This is a genomic window from Nonomuraea sp. NPDC052116 (assembly GCF_040680035.1).
Classification (GTDB): domain Bacteria; phylum Actinomycetota; class Actinomycetes; order Streptosporangiales; family Streptosporangiaceae; genus Nonomuraea; species Nonomuraea angiospora_A.
Genome location: NZ_JBFAWA010000003.1, coordinates 294,288 through 309,612 on the forward strand (window position 1 = coordinate 294,288; position 15,325 = coordinate 309,612).

Below are 15,325 nucleotides of genomic sequence, written 5' to 3' on the forward strand. Positions count from 1 at the left end.
TACCTAGACAGTGAGGGATTGCGATGAGCGCATCGTCCAGACTTGCCCGCCGCATGTGGCACCAGCTTGAGCCGATCCACGCGGTGCTCTACTTCTCGCCCCAGGCGTTCGAGGAGGCGGGCGCGCTCGGTTACGACGTGGAGTCGCGCTGGCCGAGCTATTTCGCCTACCGCACGGCCCCGCTCGGGCGCGCCGGCAGCCGGCTGGCCACCGCCGCGTACTACAGCTTCAGCCCGCGGATGATCGCCGAGCACATGCCCGCCGTGTGGGAGGTCGCCTCCCCCGAGCGGGTGCTCGAGGCCCGGATGACCGCCGTCGACCGCACGTACCGCGCTCTGCTGGGCGACAAGGTGACGGCGGACGCGGCGGTGGAGGCGGCGGAGCTGGCCAGGCGGGCCGCCGAGAGCGTGAGCGTGGCCGGGCGGCCGTTGGCCGCGGCCAACCTGGACCTGCCCTGGGCCGACGAGCCGCACCTGGTGCTGTGGCAGGCCGCCACCGTGCTGCGCGAGCACCGCGGCGACGGCCACCTGGCGGCGCTGCAGGCCGCGGAGCTGGACGGTTGCGAGTCGCTGGTGTCGTTCGCCGCGATCGGCGCCGCCCCCGCGGCGAACTTCGCCGGGCGCGGCTGGAGCGAGCAGGAGTGGGACGCGGCCCAGGAGCGGCTGGCCGCCCGCGGGCTGGCCGGCCCCGACGGGCGGGCCACCGAGCGGGGGCGGGCGCTGCGCGACCAGGTCGAGCGGATGACCGACCAGCTGGCCGCGGAGCCGTGGCGGCTGCTCGGGGAGGAGCGCGCCGAGCGGCTGGCCCGGCTGGCTTCGCCGTTCCTCGGCGCGGTCTTCGAGGCCGGGCTGCTGCCGATGACCAGCACCCTCGGCATCGCCACCGTCAAAGCCCCCGACTAGTCGAATCCGGGGGCCGGCTGCCAGAGGCTGATCTCCGTGCCCTGGTCGTCGGTGCAGGTGCAGCCGCGCCCCGACTTGCTGTCGTACAGCTCGCCGGTGCCGCCGCCCAGTTCCCGCACCCGCTCGACGGCCGCGTCGATGTCGGTGACGTGGTAGTAGATGTTCGGCTGCGAGGAGGGCCCGCGCGCGACGAAGCCCATCGGCACGGCGGTGTTCGTGACGTGCAGGTACGTCTCGTGCTCGCGCCTGAACTCCCAGCCGAACAGCGCCCCGTAGAAGGCGGCCGCCCGATCCAGGTCCGCCACGGACAGCGTGTAGTAACCCAGCTCGACACTCATGTACGAACCTCCGCAATAATTGCCTCTAGCGTTAAGGGTTAACAGCTTAACGGAAGCAGGTAACAATTAACACCAACGTTAACGAAATCGACGCGACGCTGGCCGCGCTCGCCGATCCCACCCGCCGCAAGGTCATCGACCTGCTGCGCGAAGGCCCGCGACCGGCCGGCGAGCTCGCGCAGGCCGTCCAGATGAGCGCCCCCGCCCTCAGCAGGCATCTGCGCGTGCTGCGGGCGGGCGGTCTCGTGCAGGCGGAGGCCGGCGGCGCCGACGCCCGCCTGCGCCTCTACACGCTGCGCCAGGAGCCGTTCACGGCGCTGCAGGCCTGGCTGGACCAGGTGCAGGCGTTCTGGGCCGAGCAGCTCGGCTCGTTCAAGGACCACGTGGAGCGCAGCCGGTGAACTCGGTCCAGGCCAGCGTCACCGTGCCCGTCGACCCGGCGACCGCGTTCCGGATCTTCACCGACGAGATCGACAGCTGGTACGTGCGCGGCCGCCACAGCTGGGTCGACCCGGCCCGCGCGGTCGCCATCCGCTTCGAGCACGGCTTCCTGCGCGAGCTGTGGTCCGACGGCGGCCACGTCGACACCGGCAGGATCCTCGCCTGGGAGCCGCCGCGCCGCCTCGTCTGGGCCGACCTGCTCAACGAGGACGGCCGGATGGAGATCGAGGTGGCCTTCAGCCCGGTCGAGGGCGGCACCGAGGTGCTGCTGGAGCACCGCGGCCTGGACACGCTGCCCCCGGACGTGGCCGGGCGCATCCGGCGCGGCTACTCCTGGAACATCGCGCTGCGCTGGTTCGCCGGCACGTGGGCGGGCTAGCGGCGGCCGTACTTCTTGTGCACGGCCTGCTTGCTCACCCCGATCGCGTCGGCGATCTGCGCCCAGGCCAGCCCCGCCACCCTGGCCCGGCGCACCTGGACCGCCTCCAGACGCTCGATCTCGCGGCGCAGGGCGGTCGTGGCGTGCAGGGCCAGCAGCGGGTCGTCGTCCTGCGCCTGCCGAAGGAGGGTCGCCAGGTCGTTCGTCATGCCCTAAAGGTAGTCCAGGAGCAGCCGGTTGATCTCCTCGGGACGTTCGAGGGCGGGCAGGTGCCCGGCCCAGTCCAGCTCGACCAGCCGCGCCTGTGGCAGCTCGCCGGCCAGGTGGCGGGCGCTCTCCCGGAAGTACGGCAGGTCGTGGGCGCCGGCCACGACCAGCGCCGGCACGTCGATCTCCGCCGGCGTGAACTCCTTCTCGACCTGCGACGGCTCCGGGTCGGCGGCCAGCTGCACCTCGAACGCGTGCCGCTGCATCTCCACCACGCGCCCGAACGTCTCCCGCGACGCCTCGGGCCCGAGCAGGGTGCGCGCGTTCAGCTCCGCCGCGCCCTCGACGTCGCCCGCCTCGAGCAGGCGCCCCTCCTCGTCCCAGTACGCCCGCAGGTCCGGCGTGGGCGCCAGGTCGGAGAGGGGGTTGAGCAGCACCAGCCGGCCGGCGAGCCCGGCCGCCGCCAGCTCCAGCGCGACCCGGCCTCCGCCCGACGAGCCGACCAGCGCCGCCCGGCTCACCTCCAGCGCGGCCAGCAGCCGCGCCACGTCGTCGCTGTCGCTGTACGGGCCGTCCGACCGGTAGGGGCTGCGCCCGTACCCCCGGAAGTCCACCGTGATCACCCGGAAGCGCTCGGACAGGGCCTCCACCTGCGCGTCCCACATGCCCGAGTCGACCGCCGGCGAATGCAGCAGCACGACGGGCTCGCCCGAGCCCCGCTCGGAATGCCAGATCGTCATCGTGACTCCACCGCCAGCCGCACGCCCAGCCCGATCAGCACCACGCCGGAGATCTGCTCCAGCCGCCGGCGCACCGCAGGCCGTCCCAGCACCGCCTTGGCCCTGGCCACCGTCCAGATGAGCAGCCCGTACCAGGCCAGGTCGACCAGCACCCACACGACGGCCAGCGTCGCGAGCGTGACCGGCACGTTCTGCCCCGGCGCGACGAACTGCGGCAGGAACGACATCGCGAACACCGCCGCCTTCGGGTTGGCCAGGCACGTCCCGAGGCCCGCCAGGTACGGCCCGCGCCAGCCCGGCACCACCGCCCCCTCGACCTCGGTCGTCGGGGTGCTCTTACGGGCCTGCCACAGCGCCTGCGCGCCCATCACGACCAGCACCACGGCGCCGACCACGCGCATCACGTCATAGGCCAGCTGCGAGGCCACCAGCAGCGCCGACAGGCCGAAGGCGGCCGCCAGCCCCCACAGCAGGATTCCGGTCTCGTTGCCCAATGTGGCGGCCATGCCGGAGCCGCGGCCCGCGCGCAGCGTCTGGCGAAGGATGATGGCCGTGCTGACCCCGGGCGCCATGGCCACCAGGACGCACGCGCCCACGAAAGCGAGAAGATACATGCGCGGCATGTTCCCAGAAACCGCGCCGGGAAGTCTCCTGATTATCGGCCTACTCGTACAGTTTGCGCAGCTCTGCGACCGCCTCGCCCATCAGCGCCCGCAGCTCCGGCGGCCCCAGCACCTCCACGTCGGCCCCCATCCGCAGCAGCAGCCAGCGCGCGTGCGTGATCGACTCGATCGGCACCGTCAGCGTCAGCCAGCCCTCCGGATCGGGCTCGCCGGCCGCGGCCAGCGCGGCGCCGACCACGTCGGAGCCCATCGTGTACGCCAGCAGCTCACCCCGGCCGGGAGCGAGCCTGATGACGGCCTCGGCGGTGTACATCCGCTCGCGGAACTCCTTGGCGTAGCCCTGCCAGAACTCGCCCAGGTCGAACCCCTCGGGCCGGGGGAAGCGGCCGGGCAGCGTCTCCACGGTCAGGATCCGCGCCACCCGGTAGGTGCGGGCGCTGCCGCCCGGCGGCGCGGCCACCATGTACCAGGAGCCGCCCTTGAGCACCAGCCCGTACGGGTGGATCACCCGGTCGACCTCCTGCTGCCCCCAGCGCCGGTAGGTCATGTGCAACGGCCGCTGGTCCCACACCGCCTCGGCCACCTCGCTCAGATGCGGCACGTCGTCGGCCGAGCGATACCAGCTCGGCACGTCGAGCAGGAACCGCTCGCGCATCCGCGAGGCCTGCGAGCGCGGCTCGGGCGGCAGCGCGGCCAGCAACTTCAGCTCCGCGGTGGCGGCCACCTCGGCCAGCCCCAGCTGGGCCGCCGGGCCGGGCAGCCCCGCCAGGAACAGCGAGGAGGCCTCCTCCGCGGTCAGCCCGTTGAGCCTGGTGCGGTAGCCGTCGAGCAGCTGGTAGCCGCCCGCGGGCCCCCGGTCGGCGTAGACCGGCACGCCGGCCGCCGACAGCGCCTCCACGTCGCGGTAGACCGTGCGGACCGACACCTCCAGCTCCTCGGCCAGCTCCGGCGCGGTCATGCGGCCGCGCGACTGCAGGAGCAGGAGCAGCGAGAGCAGGCGGCTGGCACGCATGGCCCCATTGTAGGAAAGCGGCCTGCGGGAAAGCGGCCGTTCAGCGGGCGGCGTACTCCTCTCTGGAGGACATCACCTGGGGCATGCGCCCCTCCACCCACTCCAAGAGCGGGATGAGCCGCTCGGCGGCCTCCCGGCCCAGCTCGGTGAGGCTGTACTCGACCTTGGGCGGGATCGAGGACTCGGCCACGCGCAGCACCATGCCGTCGCGTTCGAGCGCGTGGAGGGTCTGGGACAACATCTTCTCGCTCACCCCGTCGACCCGGCGGCGCAGCGCGTTGAAGCGGTAGGGCCCCTCGTACAGGGCCACGAGCGCCAGGATCGCCCAGCGACCGGTGATCGTCTCCAGCACCGAGCGCGAGGTGCACCGGCGCGAGAAGACATCGGCCACCAGCTCTTCGAACTCCTCCATGGGAACCAGCGTACGCGTTCGTGGGTACTTTCTGATAGAAAGTACTAACCAAAGCGCTGGTACTGAATAGGAGAAATCATGATCGTGGTGACCGGAGCCACCGGACAGCTGGGCCGGCTGGTGATCGAGGAGCTCAAGAAGCGCGTCCCCGCCGAGCAGGTCGTCGCCGCCGCGCGTACCCCGGAGAAGGGCGCCGACCTCGGCGTCGAGGTGCGCCAGGCCGACTACGACCGGCCCGAGACGGTCAGGAGCGCGCTGAGGGGCGCCACCAGGGTGCTGCTCATCTCCGGCCTGGACCCCAACCGCCTGCAGCAGCACTCGACCGTCGTGGACGCCGCCAAGGAGGCCGGGGCCACGCTCGTCTACACCAGCGCGCCCGGCGCCGACACCACCGAGGCCCTCCTGGCCGCCGACCACCGGGCGACCGAGGAGTACATCAAGGCGTCCGGGGTGACGTACACGATCCTGCGCAACAACTGGTACAACGAGGTCTACGCGCCGGCGATCACGGCCGCCCCGCAGCTCGGCGCCGTGCACGGCGCCGCCGGCGACGGCCGGGTGGCCTCTGCCTCCCGCGCCGACTACGCCGCCGCCGCGGCCGCCGTGCTGACCGGCGAGGGCCACGACGGCAAGGTGTACGAGCTGTCCGGCGACACGACCTGGACCCGGGCCGACCTGGCCGCCGAGATCGCCGCGGTCACCGGCAAGGAGGTCGTCTACCAGGACCTGCCGAAGGACGAGTACGCGGGCGTGCTGGCCGGCGCCGGCCTGCCGGTGCCGTTCGCGGAGATGATGGCGGACGTGGACGTCAACATCGCCCGCGGCTGGCTCTCCCACACCCCCGGCACGCTGCGCGACCTCATCGGCCGCCCCACCCAGCCGATCGGCGAGTACGTCCGCTCCCTCCTGGCCTGACCCCGCGGCGCGCCGTCAGCCGCCGAACTGCTGCCACGCCAGCCTGGCCACCAGGGCCACCACGACGCACAGCAGCACGATCCGCACGAAGCCGGTGCCCCGCTTGAGCGCCATCCGCGCGCCGAGCTGGGCGCCGGCCACGTTGCACACGGCCATGCCGAGCCCGAGCCCCCAGTTCAGGTGCCCCTGGAGCCCGAAGACCACCAGCGCCCCGAGGTTCGTCCCCACGTTGATGATCTTGGCGGACGCGGAGGCCGAGACGAAGTCCAGCCCGAGGATGGTGGTGAAGGCGATGATGAGGAACGTTCCCGTGCCCGGCCCCATGATGCCGTCGTAGAAGGCGATCCCGACCCCGGCCACCGCCACCGCGGCCAGCACCCGGCCGCGGGTCCGCAGGTGCGGCACCGGCACGGCCCCGAGCGCGGGCCTCAGCGTCACGAACGCGGCCACCCCGAGCAGCACGACCATGACGACGGGCCGCAGCACCTCGGCCGAGATCGCCGCCGCCGCCGACGCCCCGAGCCCGGCGCTCAGCACGGCCAGCCCGGCGCCGGGGAGCGCCACCTGCCGATCGATCTTGGTGGAGCGGGCGTACGCGACGGCCGCCGAGGTGGTGCCGAAGATCGACGACAGCTTGTTCGTGGCCATCGCCTCGACCGTGGGCAGCCCCGTCATCAAGATCGCGGGGAGCTGCACCAGCCCGCCCCCGCCCACGACGGCGTCGACCCATCCCGCCCCTGCCGCCGCGACCAGCAACACCAGGACCTGCTCCAGCGGCACGCCACTCCCCCGATTTCCCCCAAGAAACCCCAAGAGTGTACAAGTCGCACAGCAGGTGGCCTTGAGGGAGGGGTGACGTCAGGGGATCCGGGAGCCGAACAGCACCGCCGCGCCCGCCACCAGCAGCCCGGCCAGGATCGCGGCCACGATGAACCACTGGGTGATCTCCTGGTTGACCAGCTTGTAGCCGAGCGAGGTGCCGATCTGCTCGTAGACCTCGCGCAGCTCGCTGCCGGACTCGGCGGTGTAGGCCCGCCCGCTGGTCCCGTCGGACAACGACTGCAGGGTCTGCTTGTTGACCGGCACGTTCACCGGGCGGCCGTCGATGTTGACGGTGCCCTCCTGGGTGCCGTACGCGATCGTGGAGACCGGCACGCGGGCCTGCTGGGCGGCGTCGATGGCCTCGTTCACGGACCTGCCCGAGGTGTTGTCGCCGTCGGACAGCAGCACGATCGCGGCCGGCGGCGGGTCGGTCGCGGCCTGCTGGTCGAACGAGCGCAGCGAGTCGAGCGAGTTGAAGACGGCCTCGCCGATCGCGGTGCCCGGGCGGGTGGTGAGGGTGCCGATGGAGGTGACCACGGCCTGGTGGTCGGTGGTGGGCGAGATGACGACGTTGGCGGAGCGGGCGAAGGACACCACGCCGACGTTGAAGCGGTCCGGCAATTCCCTGACGAACGCCTGGGCCGCGGCCTTGGCGGCGTTGATCCGGTCGGGCTGGACGTCGTCGGCGTCCATGGACAGCGACACGTCCAGCGCGATCATGATGGTGGCGCGGTCGCGCGGCACGCGTACCTGGTCGGCGGGTTTGGCGGCGCCGACGACCAGGAGCGCCATCATGAGGAGGAACAGCGCGGGGCCGACGTGGCGGCGCCAGCCGGGGCCGGCGGGGGCGACGAGGTCGAGCAGGGCCAGGTTCGTGAAGCGCACGGTGTAGCGGCGCCGGGCGAACATCGACACGATGTACCCGGCCACCAGCAGCCCCACCAGCAGGAACAGCCAAAGCCAGCCGGGGGCCAAGAAAGTCACGTAGGTCTCCTGTGGGCGAGATGGCTCATGCGGCGCTGGCGGAGGACGAACTGCGCGATGTCGAACACCCAGTCCCGGTCGGTACGCAGCACGAGGTGCGCGATGCCGGCGCGGCGCAGCGCCACGCGGGTGCCCTCGCGCTGCAGGGCGGCCGCCTCCGCGTACGCTTGCCGAACCTTGGGTGAAAGATGCACTTCGCGTACTTTCCCGCTCTCGGGGTCGGTGAACGCGACCCGCCCCACGTCGGGCAGCTCCAGCTCGCGCGGGTCGATCACCTCGACCGCCAGCACCTGGTGACGGGCGGCCAGCCGCCTGATGGGGCGCTCCCAGGGGCGTTCGGCGTCGGGGTCGAGGCTGGGGCGGGCGTCGAGGAAGTCGGAGACGATCAGCCGCACTCCGCGCCGCCTGCGGCTGGCCGACAGCACCTCGATGCCCTCGGCCAGATCGGGCGCGTCGGGCACGATCCGGCCGCGCGGGGCGTCCATGAGCGAGTGCAGCAGCCCGTAGAGGGCCGGGCGGCCGGTGCGCGCGGGCATGCGGTGCACGTACTCGTCGTGCAGCACCAGCGCGCCGAACCTGTCGCCCAGCCTGCTCGACAGGAACCCGATCGCGCCGACCGCCGCGACGACCAGGTCGCGTTTGTCGGTGTCGGCGGTGCCGAAGTCCATGCTGGGCGACAGGTCGGCCAGCGCCCAGGTCTCCAGCTCGCGGTCGGCGATCAGGTCGCGTACGTGCGGGACGGTCGTGCGCGCGGTGACCGCCCAGTCCATGCGGCGCACGTCGTCCTCGCCGGGCACGTACACGCGGCTGTCGCCGGCCTCGCTGCCCGGCCCCGGCAGCAGCCCCCGGTGGGCGCCGTGCAGCAGCCCGTCCAGCCGCCGGGTGACCGTCAGCTCCAGCCGCCTGAGCGCCTGTTCGGCCGTGTTCACAGGCCGCTCACCGGTTCTGGTTCCAGACGACGAGGGGCGGGGGCACGGCTTGCAGGATCTGTTTGACGACCTGCTCCGGGTCGACGCCGTCGGCCAGCGCGTCGAAGGTGAGCATGAGCCGGTGCGACATCACGTCCACCGCCACGTCGCGTACGTCGTCGGGCAGCATGTAGTCGCGGCCGCGCAGCAGGGCCAGCGCCCGCCCGGCCGAGACCAGGCCCAGCGTGGCCCGGGGGCTGACGCCGATCTCGATGGTGTCGATGAGGTCGGGCAGGCCGTAGTCGGCGGGGCTGCGGGTGGACATGACCAGCCGCACCACGTAGTCCGCGACGAGCTGGTGCACCGAGACCTGCTCCGCCGCCTCCTGCAGGGCCAGCAGCTTGTCGGGGTCGAGCACCCGCTCGGGGACCGGCGGCTTGACGCTCATCCGGTGGAGGATCTCCAGCTCCTCGTGCGCGCTGGGGTGCGGCACCCGTACCCGGAACAGGAACCGGTCGCGCTGCACCTCCGGCAGCGGATAGACGCCCTCGGACTCGATCGGGTTCTGGGTGGCGAGCACGATGAACGGCCTGGGCAGCGGATGGGTGACGCCGGCGAGGGTGACCTGCCGCTCGGCCATCACCTCCAGCAGCGCGGACTGGACCTTGGCGGGGGCGCGGTTGATCTCGTCGGCCAGCAGGAAGTTGACGAACACGGGGCCGAGCTCGACATCGAACTTCTCGTTGGAGGGGTGGAAGACGCGGGTGCCGATGATGTCGCTCGGCACGAGGTCGGGGGTGAACTGGATCCGGGCGAACGTGCCGCCCACGACAGTGGCCAGGGTGGAGGCGGCGAGGGTCTTGGCGACGCCTGGGACTCCTTCGAGCAGGCAGTGCCCGCGGGCCAGCAGGGCCACGATGAGTCTTTCGACCATGTGGTCCTGGCCGACGATGACACGCCGGACCTCGTCGAGACTTTGACGCAGCAGTGCCGCGTCGTTTCCGCCTGGCAACTCTTCGGCGACGCTCATGACGCCATTCCACCAAACGCGCCGCAAACGTGCACGACGCCACGTCTGTGCTTTCATGGCAAACGTGGCAAGTCCCCTGCAGTACGGCGATCCACCCCGGCTGGGACCTTACGTGGTCCAGGCCCGCCTGCACACTGCCCCGGCCGGCTTCGTGTACCTCGGCCAGGCACCCGACGGGCGCGCGGTGTCCGTCGCCGTGCTCACCCGAGGGGCCGCGCTCGACGCCGCCGCCCGTGACCGGTTCGTGACCGCGGTCAGGGAGGCCAGGGGCGAACGGTCCGGATTCCGCGGCTGGCTCGGACGTTCTGGGCGGTCGCGGAGCGCGGTGCTGGACGACACGCCCGACGTGCTCGCCTTCGACGGCGGGCACGCGCCCTGGGTGGCGGTCCCGTACGTGCCCGGCCGGCCCGGGGCCGAGCGTTTCCTCGATCCCGTCATGGTGGGCGGGACGTTCATCGGCGAGGCGCACGGGCCCGACTTCGTGCCGTACTGGCTGACCGACCGCGCACCGGCGCTGCCCGGCCCGACGCGGCAGCGCAGGCCGCTCACCGAGACCCGCAAGCGGGTCCTGATGGCCGCGCTGGCGCTGGTGTTGCTGCTGATGCTGGTGACGGCGATCCTGCTGCTGCTGTTGCTGGGCCGGCGCGACAGCGAGCCGCAGCCCCGGCAGCTGCCGCCGACGGTGTTCGTGCCGACGCCGCCGCCCACGCCGGCCAGCCCCGAGCCGCGGCCCTCGCCGTCGACGTCGCCCTCCCCGTCGGAGAGCGGGCAGGTCACGCCCGGTCAGACCCCGGGCGACGAGATGGGTGAGGAGTCCCCGCTGTTCCATTAGTTTGAGCCTGACGTAACAGGAGGCTTTAGCTTCCGCGGCATGGAATTCATCGTTCACGACACCCTCACGCCGATGACCGCCCTGCTGCGCGAGCCGCTCGAACGGCGGCCCGGCGCGCTGCGGGACATCCTGGAGCCGACGCGCTCGGAGATCCCGATGCCCGGCGACATCGTCGACATCCATCACCAGGGCGGCGGCTTCCGCGTCGACGCCGACGACCCGCGCTACCTGCCCGCCGTGCAGCGCATGATCGACGCCGACGTGCTCGGGCAGGTGCGGCGGGAGCTGGAGCGCGCCTCCGACCGGCTGCGTGACGCCAAGCAGCGGGAGTCGGTGCAGGTCATGTTGATGTTGGGCGATCCGGACAACGAGCACCTGATGAAGGTGGGCGGCGGCTACTACGGCATGGGCGGCTCGCCCGGCTGGCTCTACCTGCTGGCCTGGCCGTCGGACGAGGTGATCGGCCGGATCGGGCATCTGGCGGTGCACGAGTTCCACCACAACGTCCGCTACACCAACGTCGAGTGGAACCCGATGACCGTGACCGTGGGCGAGCACGTGGTGGCCGAGGGGCTGGCCGAGGCGTTCGTTCGGGAGCTGTCGGGGGCCGAGGCCATGGGGCCGTGGTCGTCGATGGTGAGCGGGGAGGCGTACGAGCGGGCGTACGAGCTGATCATGGCGGACTTCTCGCTGGCCGGGATGCAGCACACGTCGAAGTACGTGGTGGGGGACAGCGTGGCGCGCATGTTCGGGCAGGAACCGCGCGGCATCGCCGACATGGCGGGGTACGCGGTGGGACTGCACCTGGTCGACCGGGCCCTGGCCGCCACCGGCCTCACGGCCACGGAGGCGACCGTGCTGCCCGCGGCCGAGCTCCTGCGCCGCGCCGCCATCCACCCCTGACCTCGTCGCCCGCCCCCGAAGGACCCCACGGGGCCCCTCGGGGGGCGCCGTCTCAGCGCGGTGAGACGAAGCCCGACTCGTACGCGGCGATCACGGCCTGGGTCCGGTCCCGGGCGCCCAGCTTGGCCAGCACGTTCCCCACGTGCGTCTTGACCGTCTCCTGGCTGACGACCAGCTCGGCGGCGATCTCGTGGTTGGACAGGCCCTTGGTCATCAGCCGCAGCACATCGCCCTCACGGCCGGTCAGCCGGTCGATCCCGGCCACCCGTCCCGGGCCCGGGGACCGGCGCCCGGCCAGCGCCCGGATCGCGGCCGGGAACAGCAGCGACTCCCCCGCCGCGACCAGCTTGACCGCCTTGATCAGATCGTCCGGCCTGGTGCGCTTGAGCAGGAACCCGCTGGCCCCGGCCCGCAGCGCGTCGTAGACGTAATCGTCGTTCTCGAACGTGGTCACCACCAGCACCTTCGGCGGCGCGTCCAGGGCCAGCAGGCGCTCGGTGGCCTGGATGCCGTCGAGCGCGGGCATGCGGACGTCCATGAGGACGACGTCGGGCCGCTCACGGCGGACCAGGGGCAGGACGGCGGCACCGTCCGCGGCCTCGCCGACCACGGTCAGGTCCGGCTCGGCGTCGATGATGATCCGCAGTCCGGCGCGGATGAGGTCCTCGTCGTCGGCGATCACGACTCTGAGCGTCATGGGCTCGACCGTAGCGGCAGACGTACCGTGACGCTCCATCCGGCCTCCGTGGGGCCCGCGTCCAGTTCGCCGCGCAGCAGCCGGACACGCTCGCGCATCCCCGTCACGCCCCTGCCTCCGGGGCCGCCGCCGGTCCCCCGTCCCGGGTTGGTGACCTCGAGCCTCAGGTCGTCGTCCTGTACGGCGGCGGCCAGGCGTACGGGGCCGTGGCCGTGCTTGATGGCGTTGGTGAGCGCCTCCTGGAGGATGCGGTACGCCTCCCTGGAGACCACGGCGGGCACGGCGGACAGGTCGCCCACCTCCTGCCGCACCTGAGCGCCCGAGGCGGCGACGAGCTCGTCGAGGTCGGCCAGCGTGGCCTGCGGCGCCCTGCCCCGCCCCGGATCGCCATCACTCCGGGAGCCACCGGCCCGGTCGTCTTCGCGGAGCACTCCCAGGACGTGGTCGAGGTCCTCCAGGGCGGTGCGGGCCGACTGCTCGATCGCGGCCAGGGCCCTTCTGGCGATCTCCGGGTCACGATCGAGGACCCGCCCCGCGGCGGCGGCCTGCAGGGTGACGACGCTGAGCGCGTGCCCGACCGAGTCGTGCAGCTCGCGGGCCAGCCGGTTGCGTTCGGCGAGCGTACGGGCCTGCTCTTCGGCGGCGGCCAGGCGTTCGGCCGGGGTGGGGCCGAGCAGGACGGGAGCCAGCCTGGCCAGCAGCTCGCCCGCGCCCGCCACCGTCGCCACCAGCGCCCCCAGCAGCGCCAGCCCGCCCAGCGGCCACAGCACCGCGGGCCATCCCGGCTCCACGACGACGCCGATGACCGGGGTCGCCCGCCCGGCGAACGGCAGCGCGAGCGTGACCAGCGTGAACGGCACGATGGCCAGCGTGGAGCCGCTGAGCAGCCCGCCGATCGCCAGGTGCAGGGTGAACCAGGCGGCGGTCCTGCGCCGCTCCTGCCAGGTGCGGCCCGCCTGCCTGGGCGGGGTCTCGACGTGCGCCCCGAGCAGCCCCTGCGCCGCGTTCACCTCCAGGGCCCGGATCGGCAGGAACAGGCCGGTGACGGCCACCACCGGCAGCACCGCCACGAACACGCCGATCTGGATGGGCAGCAGCAGGTTGGCGCTCTGGCCCTGCCACTGGGCCGCGATCAGGACGCCGGTCATCATGTACGGCATCAGCAGCGCGCCGCCCAGGACGAGGCACGCCCATCGGCGGGGCAGGTTCCTTCTCACATCCGCGATTGTATGTCGATGGATATTCGCTCTCGGTGGAATGCGCCCTTAGAGAAATGCGCCCCCAGCGAAATAATTCCAGAATTCACACCCGCCGGGTCTAGCGTTTTTCTCGGAAATACCCAGCACAGAAAGGCGACCGGCGATGACGGAGACCCAGCGTGCGGCCTGGCCAGACCAGCTCAGCCAGCGCCTGCTGAAAGAGCGGATCGTCGTCCTCGGCCAGGAGGTCGACGACGAGATTTGCAACCGGCTCTGCGGGGAGCTCCTATTGCTGGCGGCCGAAGACCCACACCGCGACATAACGCTTTACATCAATTCGCCGGGCGGGTCCGTGACCGCCGGGATGGCGCTCTACGACATGATGCAGTTCATTCCGTGCGATGTGGCGACGGTGGCGATGGGGTTCGCCGCCTCCATGGGGCAGGTGCTGCTGACGGCGGGCGCCAAGGGCAAGCGCTACGCCCTGCCCAACTCCCGCGTCGTCATGCACCAGCCGCTCGGCGGCATCGGCGGCTCGGCCAGCGACATCCAGATCCAGGCCGACAACATGCTCTACACCAAGCGCCGGATGGCCGAGATCATCGCCCACCACACGGGCCAGCCGCTGGAGCGCATCCAGGCCGACTCCGACCGCGACCGCTGGTTCACCGCCCAGGAGGCGCTGGACTACGGCATCGTCGACCACATCGCAGAAGGGATGAACTGATATGAGCGGCCGCTATGTGCTGCCCTCGTTCACGGAGCGCACGTCGTACGGCATGAGGGAGATGAACCCGTACAACAAGCTCTTCGAGGACCGGATCATCTTCATCGGCGCCCCCATCGACGACACCGTGGCCAACGACGTGATGGCGCAGCTGCTCACGCTCGAATCGCTCGATCCCGACCAGGACGTCAGCCTCTACATCAACTCCCCCGGCGGCTCGTTCACCGCCATGATGGCCATCTACGACACCATGCAGTACATGCGGCCGGAGGTCCACACCGTCTGCATCGGCGAGGCGTCCTCGGCCGCGGCGGTCCTGCTGGCGGCGGGCTCGCCCGGCAAACGCGCCGCCCTGCCGCACGCCCGCGTCCTGCTGCACCAGCCCCACACGGAGGGCGGCCGCGGGCAGGGCAGCGACCTGGAGATCCACGCCAGGGAGATCCTGCGCATGCGCGACCAGCAGGAGGAGATCCTTTCCCGGCACACGGGGCGGGGGATCCTGGAGATCAGGAAGGACATCGAGCGGGATCGGATCTTCACGGCGGAGCAGGCGCGCACGTACGGGCTGGTGGACGACATCTACGCCTCCAGAAAGCGCACCCTGACCCCCACCCGCTGACCACCACCCCTCCCCCGGCCCCCGCCCCAGGCGCACAACCAAGCACCGAAACCCAAGGCTGGAGCCGGGGGCCAGGGGTCCGGGCCGGAGGTAGGGACCCGAGACCGGGAGCGGGGTGATGGTACCGGCGGGGTCGCCTCCGAAGGCCCCGCGTCCGAACACCCCACATCTCCGGCCGACGCGCCGTGAGGCGGGGTGCCCCACGGCGGCGGCGGTCATGGTCGCGGCAGGAGCTTCAGGGTCGTGGCTCGGGCCTGGGCGGCGACCATGGGCACCACGTAGGTGCTGCCGTAACGGTGGTATTTGGTGCGGTACGCCGCATCGATCCGGTCGTTGACGCCCGGATCGTTCTCCTCGGCCAGGGCGACGTCCTTGTCGATGCCGCCGGCGGTGATGTGGGCGTGGTGGCCGGCCCGGGCAGTTCGGTACCAGGCCCCGTCGCCGCCTCGGTAGGAGCGGATGTAAAGATCGTCGCCGTCACGGACGACCCAGATGGGCACCGGTGTGCGCGGCGTGCCGTCGTCGCGGACGGGCGCGATCCGCAGCTCCTCCGCGGTGCCGATACGGGCGAGCTCGTCGCTGGTCCATGAAGTCATGACGGATGTCCTTTCCTTCTGGTGGTGCGTGGCGGCGGG

The 15,325-nt window shown here is 71.9% G+C and carries 21 protein-coding genes; 8 read left to right on the forward strand and 13 right to left on the reverse strand.

From position 1 onward, the window contains the following. Positions 1–23 precede the first annotated feature (23 nt). The gene (locus AB0L65_RS06925) at positions 24–902 is read left to right on the forward strand and encodes a hypothetical protein (protein ID WP_364241295.1); all 879 of its coding nucleotides are present in this window, start codon (positions 24–26) and stop codon (positions 900–902) included. Here the strand turns inward: AB0L65_RS06925 and AB0L65_RS06930 are convergent. Then, positions 899–1,240, reverse strand: a complete 342-nt coding sequence (locus AB0L65_RS06930; RefSeq protein ID WP_364241298.1) for a VOC family protein — start codon at positions 1,238–1,240, stop codon at positions 899–901. The genes AB0L65_RS06925 and AB0L65_RS06930 overlap by 4 nt on opposite strands. 98 nt (positions 1,241–1,338) lie before the next feature. On the opposite strand from AB0L65_RS06930, the gene AB0L65_RS06935 reads away from it, so the two are divergent. Together AB0L65_RS06935 and AB0L65_RS06940 are read left to right on the forward strand one after the other, a co-directional pair. After that, complete coding sequence (locus AB0L65_RS06935) at positions 1,339–1,641, forward strand: metalloregulator ArsR/SmtB family transcription factor (protein ID WP_355199317.1); 303 nt, start codon at positions 1,339–1,341, stop codon at positions 1,639–1,641. Beyond that, positions 1,638–2,060, forward strand: a complete 423-nt coding sequence (locus AB0L65_RS06940; protein ID WP_364241301.1) for an SRPBCC domain-containing protein — start codon at positions 1,638–1,640, stop codon at positions 2,058–2,060. Before AB0L65_RS06935 ends, AB0L65_RS06940 begins: the two co-directional genes overlap by 4 nt. Here the strand turns inward: AB0L65_RS06940 and AB0L65_RS06945 are convergent. The 5 genes from AB0L65_RS06945 to AB0L65_RS06965 are packed head-to-tail and all read right to left on the reverse strand — an operon-like array spanning position 2,057 to position 5,054. Next, entirely contained in the window at positions 2,057–2,269 is a 213-nt protein-coding gene (locus AB0L65_RS06945) for a hypothetical protein (protein WP_185074419.1), read from the reverse strand. The two genes, AB0L65_RS06940 and AB0L65_RS06945, sit on opposite strands and share 4 nt — an antisense overlap. Before the next feature lie 3 nt (positions 2,270–2,272). Beyond that, positions 2,273–3,007 (reverse strand): alpha/beta hydrolase, encoded by a 735-nt coding sequence (locus AB0L65_RS06950; protein ID WP_364241304.1) that lies wholly within the window; start codon positions 3,005–3,007, stop codon positions 2,273–2,275. Beyond that, positions 3,004–3,621 (reverse strand): LysE family translocator, encoded by a 618-nt coding sequence (locus tag AB0L65_RS06955; RefSeq protein WP_364241307.1) that lies wholly within the window; start codon positions 3,619–3,621, stop codon positions 3,004–3,006. Before AB0L65_RS06955 ends, AB0L65_RS06950 begins: the two co-directional genes overlap by 4 nt. Positions 3,622–3,670: 49 nt before the next feature. After that, positions 3,671–4,642, reverse strand: coding sequence for a YafY family protein (locus AB0L65_RS06960; RefSeq protein WP_364241310.1), 972 nt, complete (start codon positions 4,640–4,642; stop codon positions 3,671–3,673). A 40-nt stretch (positions 4,643–4,682) separates the two neighbouring features. After that, a complete protein-coding gene (locus AB0L65_RS06965; RefSeq protein WP_364241313.1) occupies positions 4,683–5,054 on the reverse strand; it encodes a helix-turn-helix domain-containing protein in 372 nt (123 codons plus the stop codon). A 78-nt stretch (positions 5,055–5,132) separates the two neighbouring features. On the opposite strand from AB0L65_RS06965, the gene AB0L65_RS06970 reads away from it, so the two are divergent. Next, positions 5,133–5,969, forward strand: coding sequence for an SDR family oxidoreductase (locus tag AB0L65_RS06970; RefSeq protein WP_364241316.1), 837 nt, complete (start codon positions 5,133–5,135; stop codon positions 5,967–5,969). 15 nt (positions 5,970–5,984) lie between these two features. Here AB0L65_RS06970 and AB0L65_RS06975 read toward each other — a convergent pair whose 3' ends face one another. The 4 genes from AB0L65_RS06975 to AB0L65_RS06990 all read right to left on the reverse strand — a co-directional run bounded on the left by AB0L65_RS06975 (position 5,985) and on the right by AB0L65_RS06990 (position 9,713). After that, positions 5,985–6,749, reverse strand: coding sequence for a TSUP family transporter (locus tag AB0L65_RS06975; protein WP_350734297.1), 765 nt, complete (start codon positions 6,747–6,749; stop codon positions 5,985–5,987). Positions 6,750–6,827: 78 nt separating this feature from the next. Continuing rightward, entirely contained in the window at positions 6,828–7,775 is a 948-nt protein-coding gene (locus AB0L65_RS06980; RefSeq protein WP_350734295.1) for a VWA domain-containing protein, read from the reverse strand. Next, entirely contained in the window at positions 7,772–8,704 is a 933-nt protein-coding gene (locus AB0L65_RS06985; protein WP_364241319.1) for a DUF58 domain-containing protein, read from the reverse strand. Before AB0L65_RS06985 ends, AB0L65_RS06980 begins: the two co-directional genes overlap by 4 nt. 7 nt (positions 8,705–8,711) lie before the next feature. After that, positions 8,712–9,713, reverse strand: a complete 1,002-nt coding sequence (locus AB0L65_RS06990) for an AAA family ATPase (RefSeq protein ID WP_355198869.1) — start codon at positions 9,711–9,713, stop codon at positions 8,712–8,714. 55 nt (positions 9,714–9,768) lie between these two features. Between AB0L65_RS06990 and AB0L65_RS06995 the strand changes: the two genes are divergently transcribed. Continuing rightward, positions 9,769–10,545, forward strand: a complete 777-nt coding sequence (locus AB0L65_RS06995) for a hypothetical protein (protein WP_364241321.1) — start codon at positions 9,769–9,771, stop codon at positions 10,543–10,545. Positions 10,546–10,584: 39 nt separating this feature from the next. Next, positions 10,585–11,448 (forward strand): DUF2268 domain-containing putative Zn-dependent protease, encoded by an 864-nt coding sequence (locus AB0L65_RS07000; protein WP_364241324.1) that lies wholly within the window; start codon positions 10,585–10,587, stop codon positions 11,446–11,448. Positions 11,449–11,500: 52 nt separating this feature from the next. On the opposite strand, the gene AB0L65_RS07005 is transcribed toward AB0L65_RS07000, so the two are convergent. Continuing rightward, positions 11,501–12,145 (reverse strand): response regulator transcription factor, encoded by a 645-nt coding sequence (locus tag AB0L65_RS07005; RefSeq protein WP_364241327.1) that lies wholly within the window; start codon positions 12,143–12,145, stop codon positions 11,501–11,503. Further along, positions 12,142–13,362: a histidine kinase gene (locus AB0L65_RS07010; protein WP_364241330.1), complete on the reverse strand. Its 1,221-nt coding sequence runs from the start codon at positions 13,360–13,362 to the stop codon at positions 12,142–12,144. Before AB0L65_RS07010 ends, AB0L65_RS07005 begins: the two co-directional genes overlap by 4 nt. 145 nt (positions 13,363–13,507) lie before the next feature. Here AB0L65_RS07010 and AB0L65_RS07015 point away from each other — a divergent pair, with 145 nt between their 5' ends. After that, positions 13,508–14,071 (forward strand): ATP-dependent Clp protease proteolytic subunit, encoded by a 564-nt coding sequence (locus AB0L65_RS07015; RefSeq protein WP_192783338.1) that lies wholly within the window; start codon positions 13,508–13,510, stop codon positions 14,069–14,071. A gap of 1 nt (position 14,072) precedes the next feature. Beyond that, on the forward strand, positions 14,073–14,690 hold the full coding sequence (locus tag AB0L65_RS07020) for an ATP-dependent Clp protease proteolytic subunit (RefSeq protein WP_364241333.1): 618 nt from the start codon (positions 14,073–14,075) through the stop codon (positions 14,688–14,690). A 215-nt stretch (positions 14,691–14,905) separates the two neighbouring features. On the opposite strand, the gene AB0L65_RS07025 is transcribed toward AB0L65_RS07020, so the two are convergent. Beyond that, positions 14,906–15,286, reverse strand: a complete 381-nt coding sequence (locus tag AB0L65_RS07025) for a DUF2255 family protein (protein ID WP_364241336.1) — start codon at positions 15,284–15,286, stop codon at positions 14,906–14,908. Positions 15,287–15,325 lie beyond the last annotated feature (39 nt).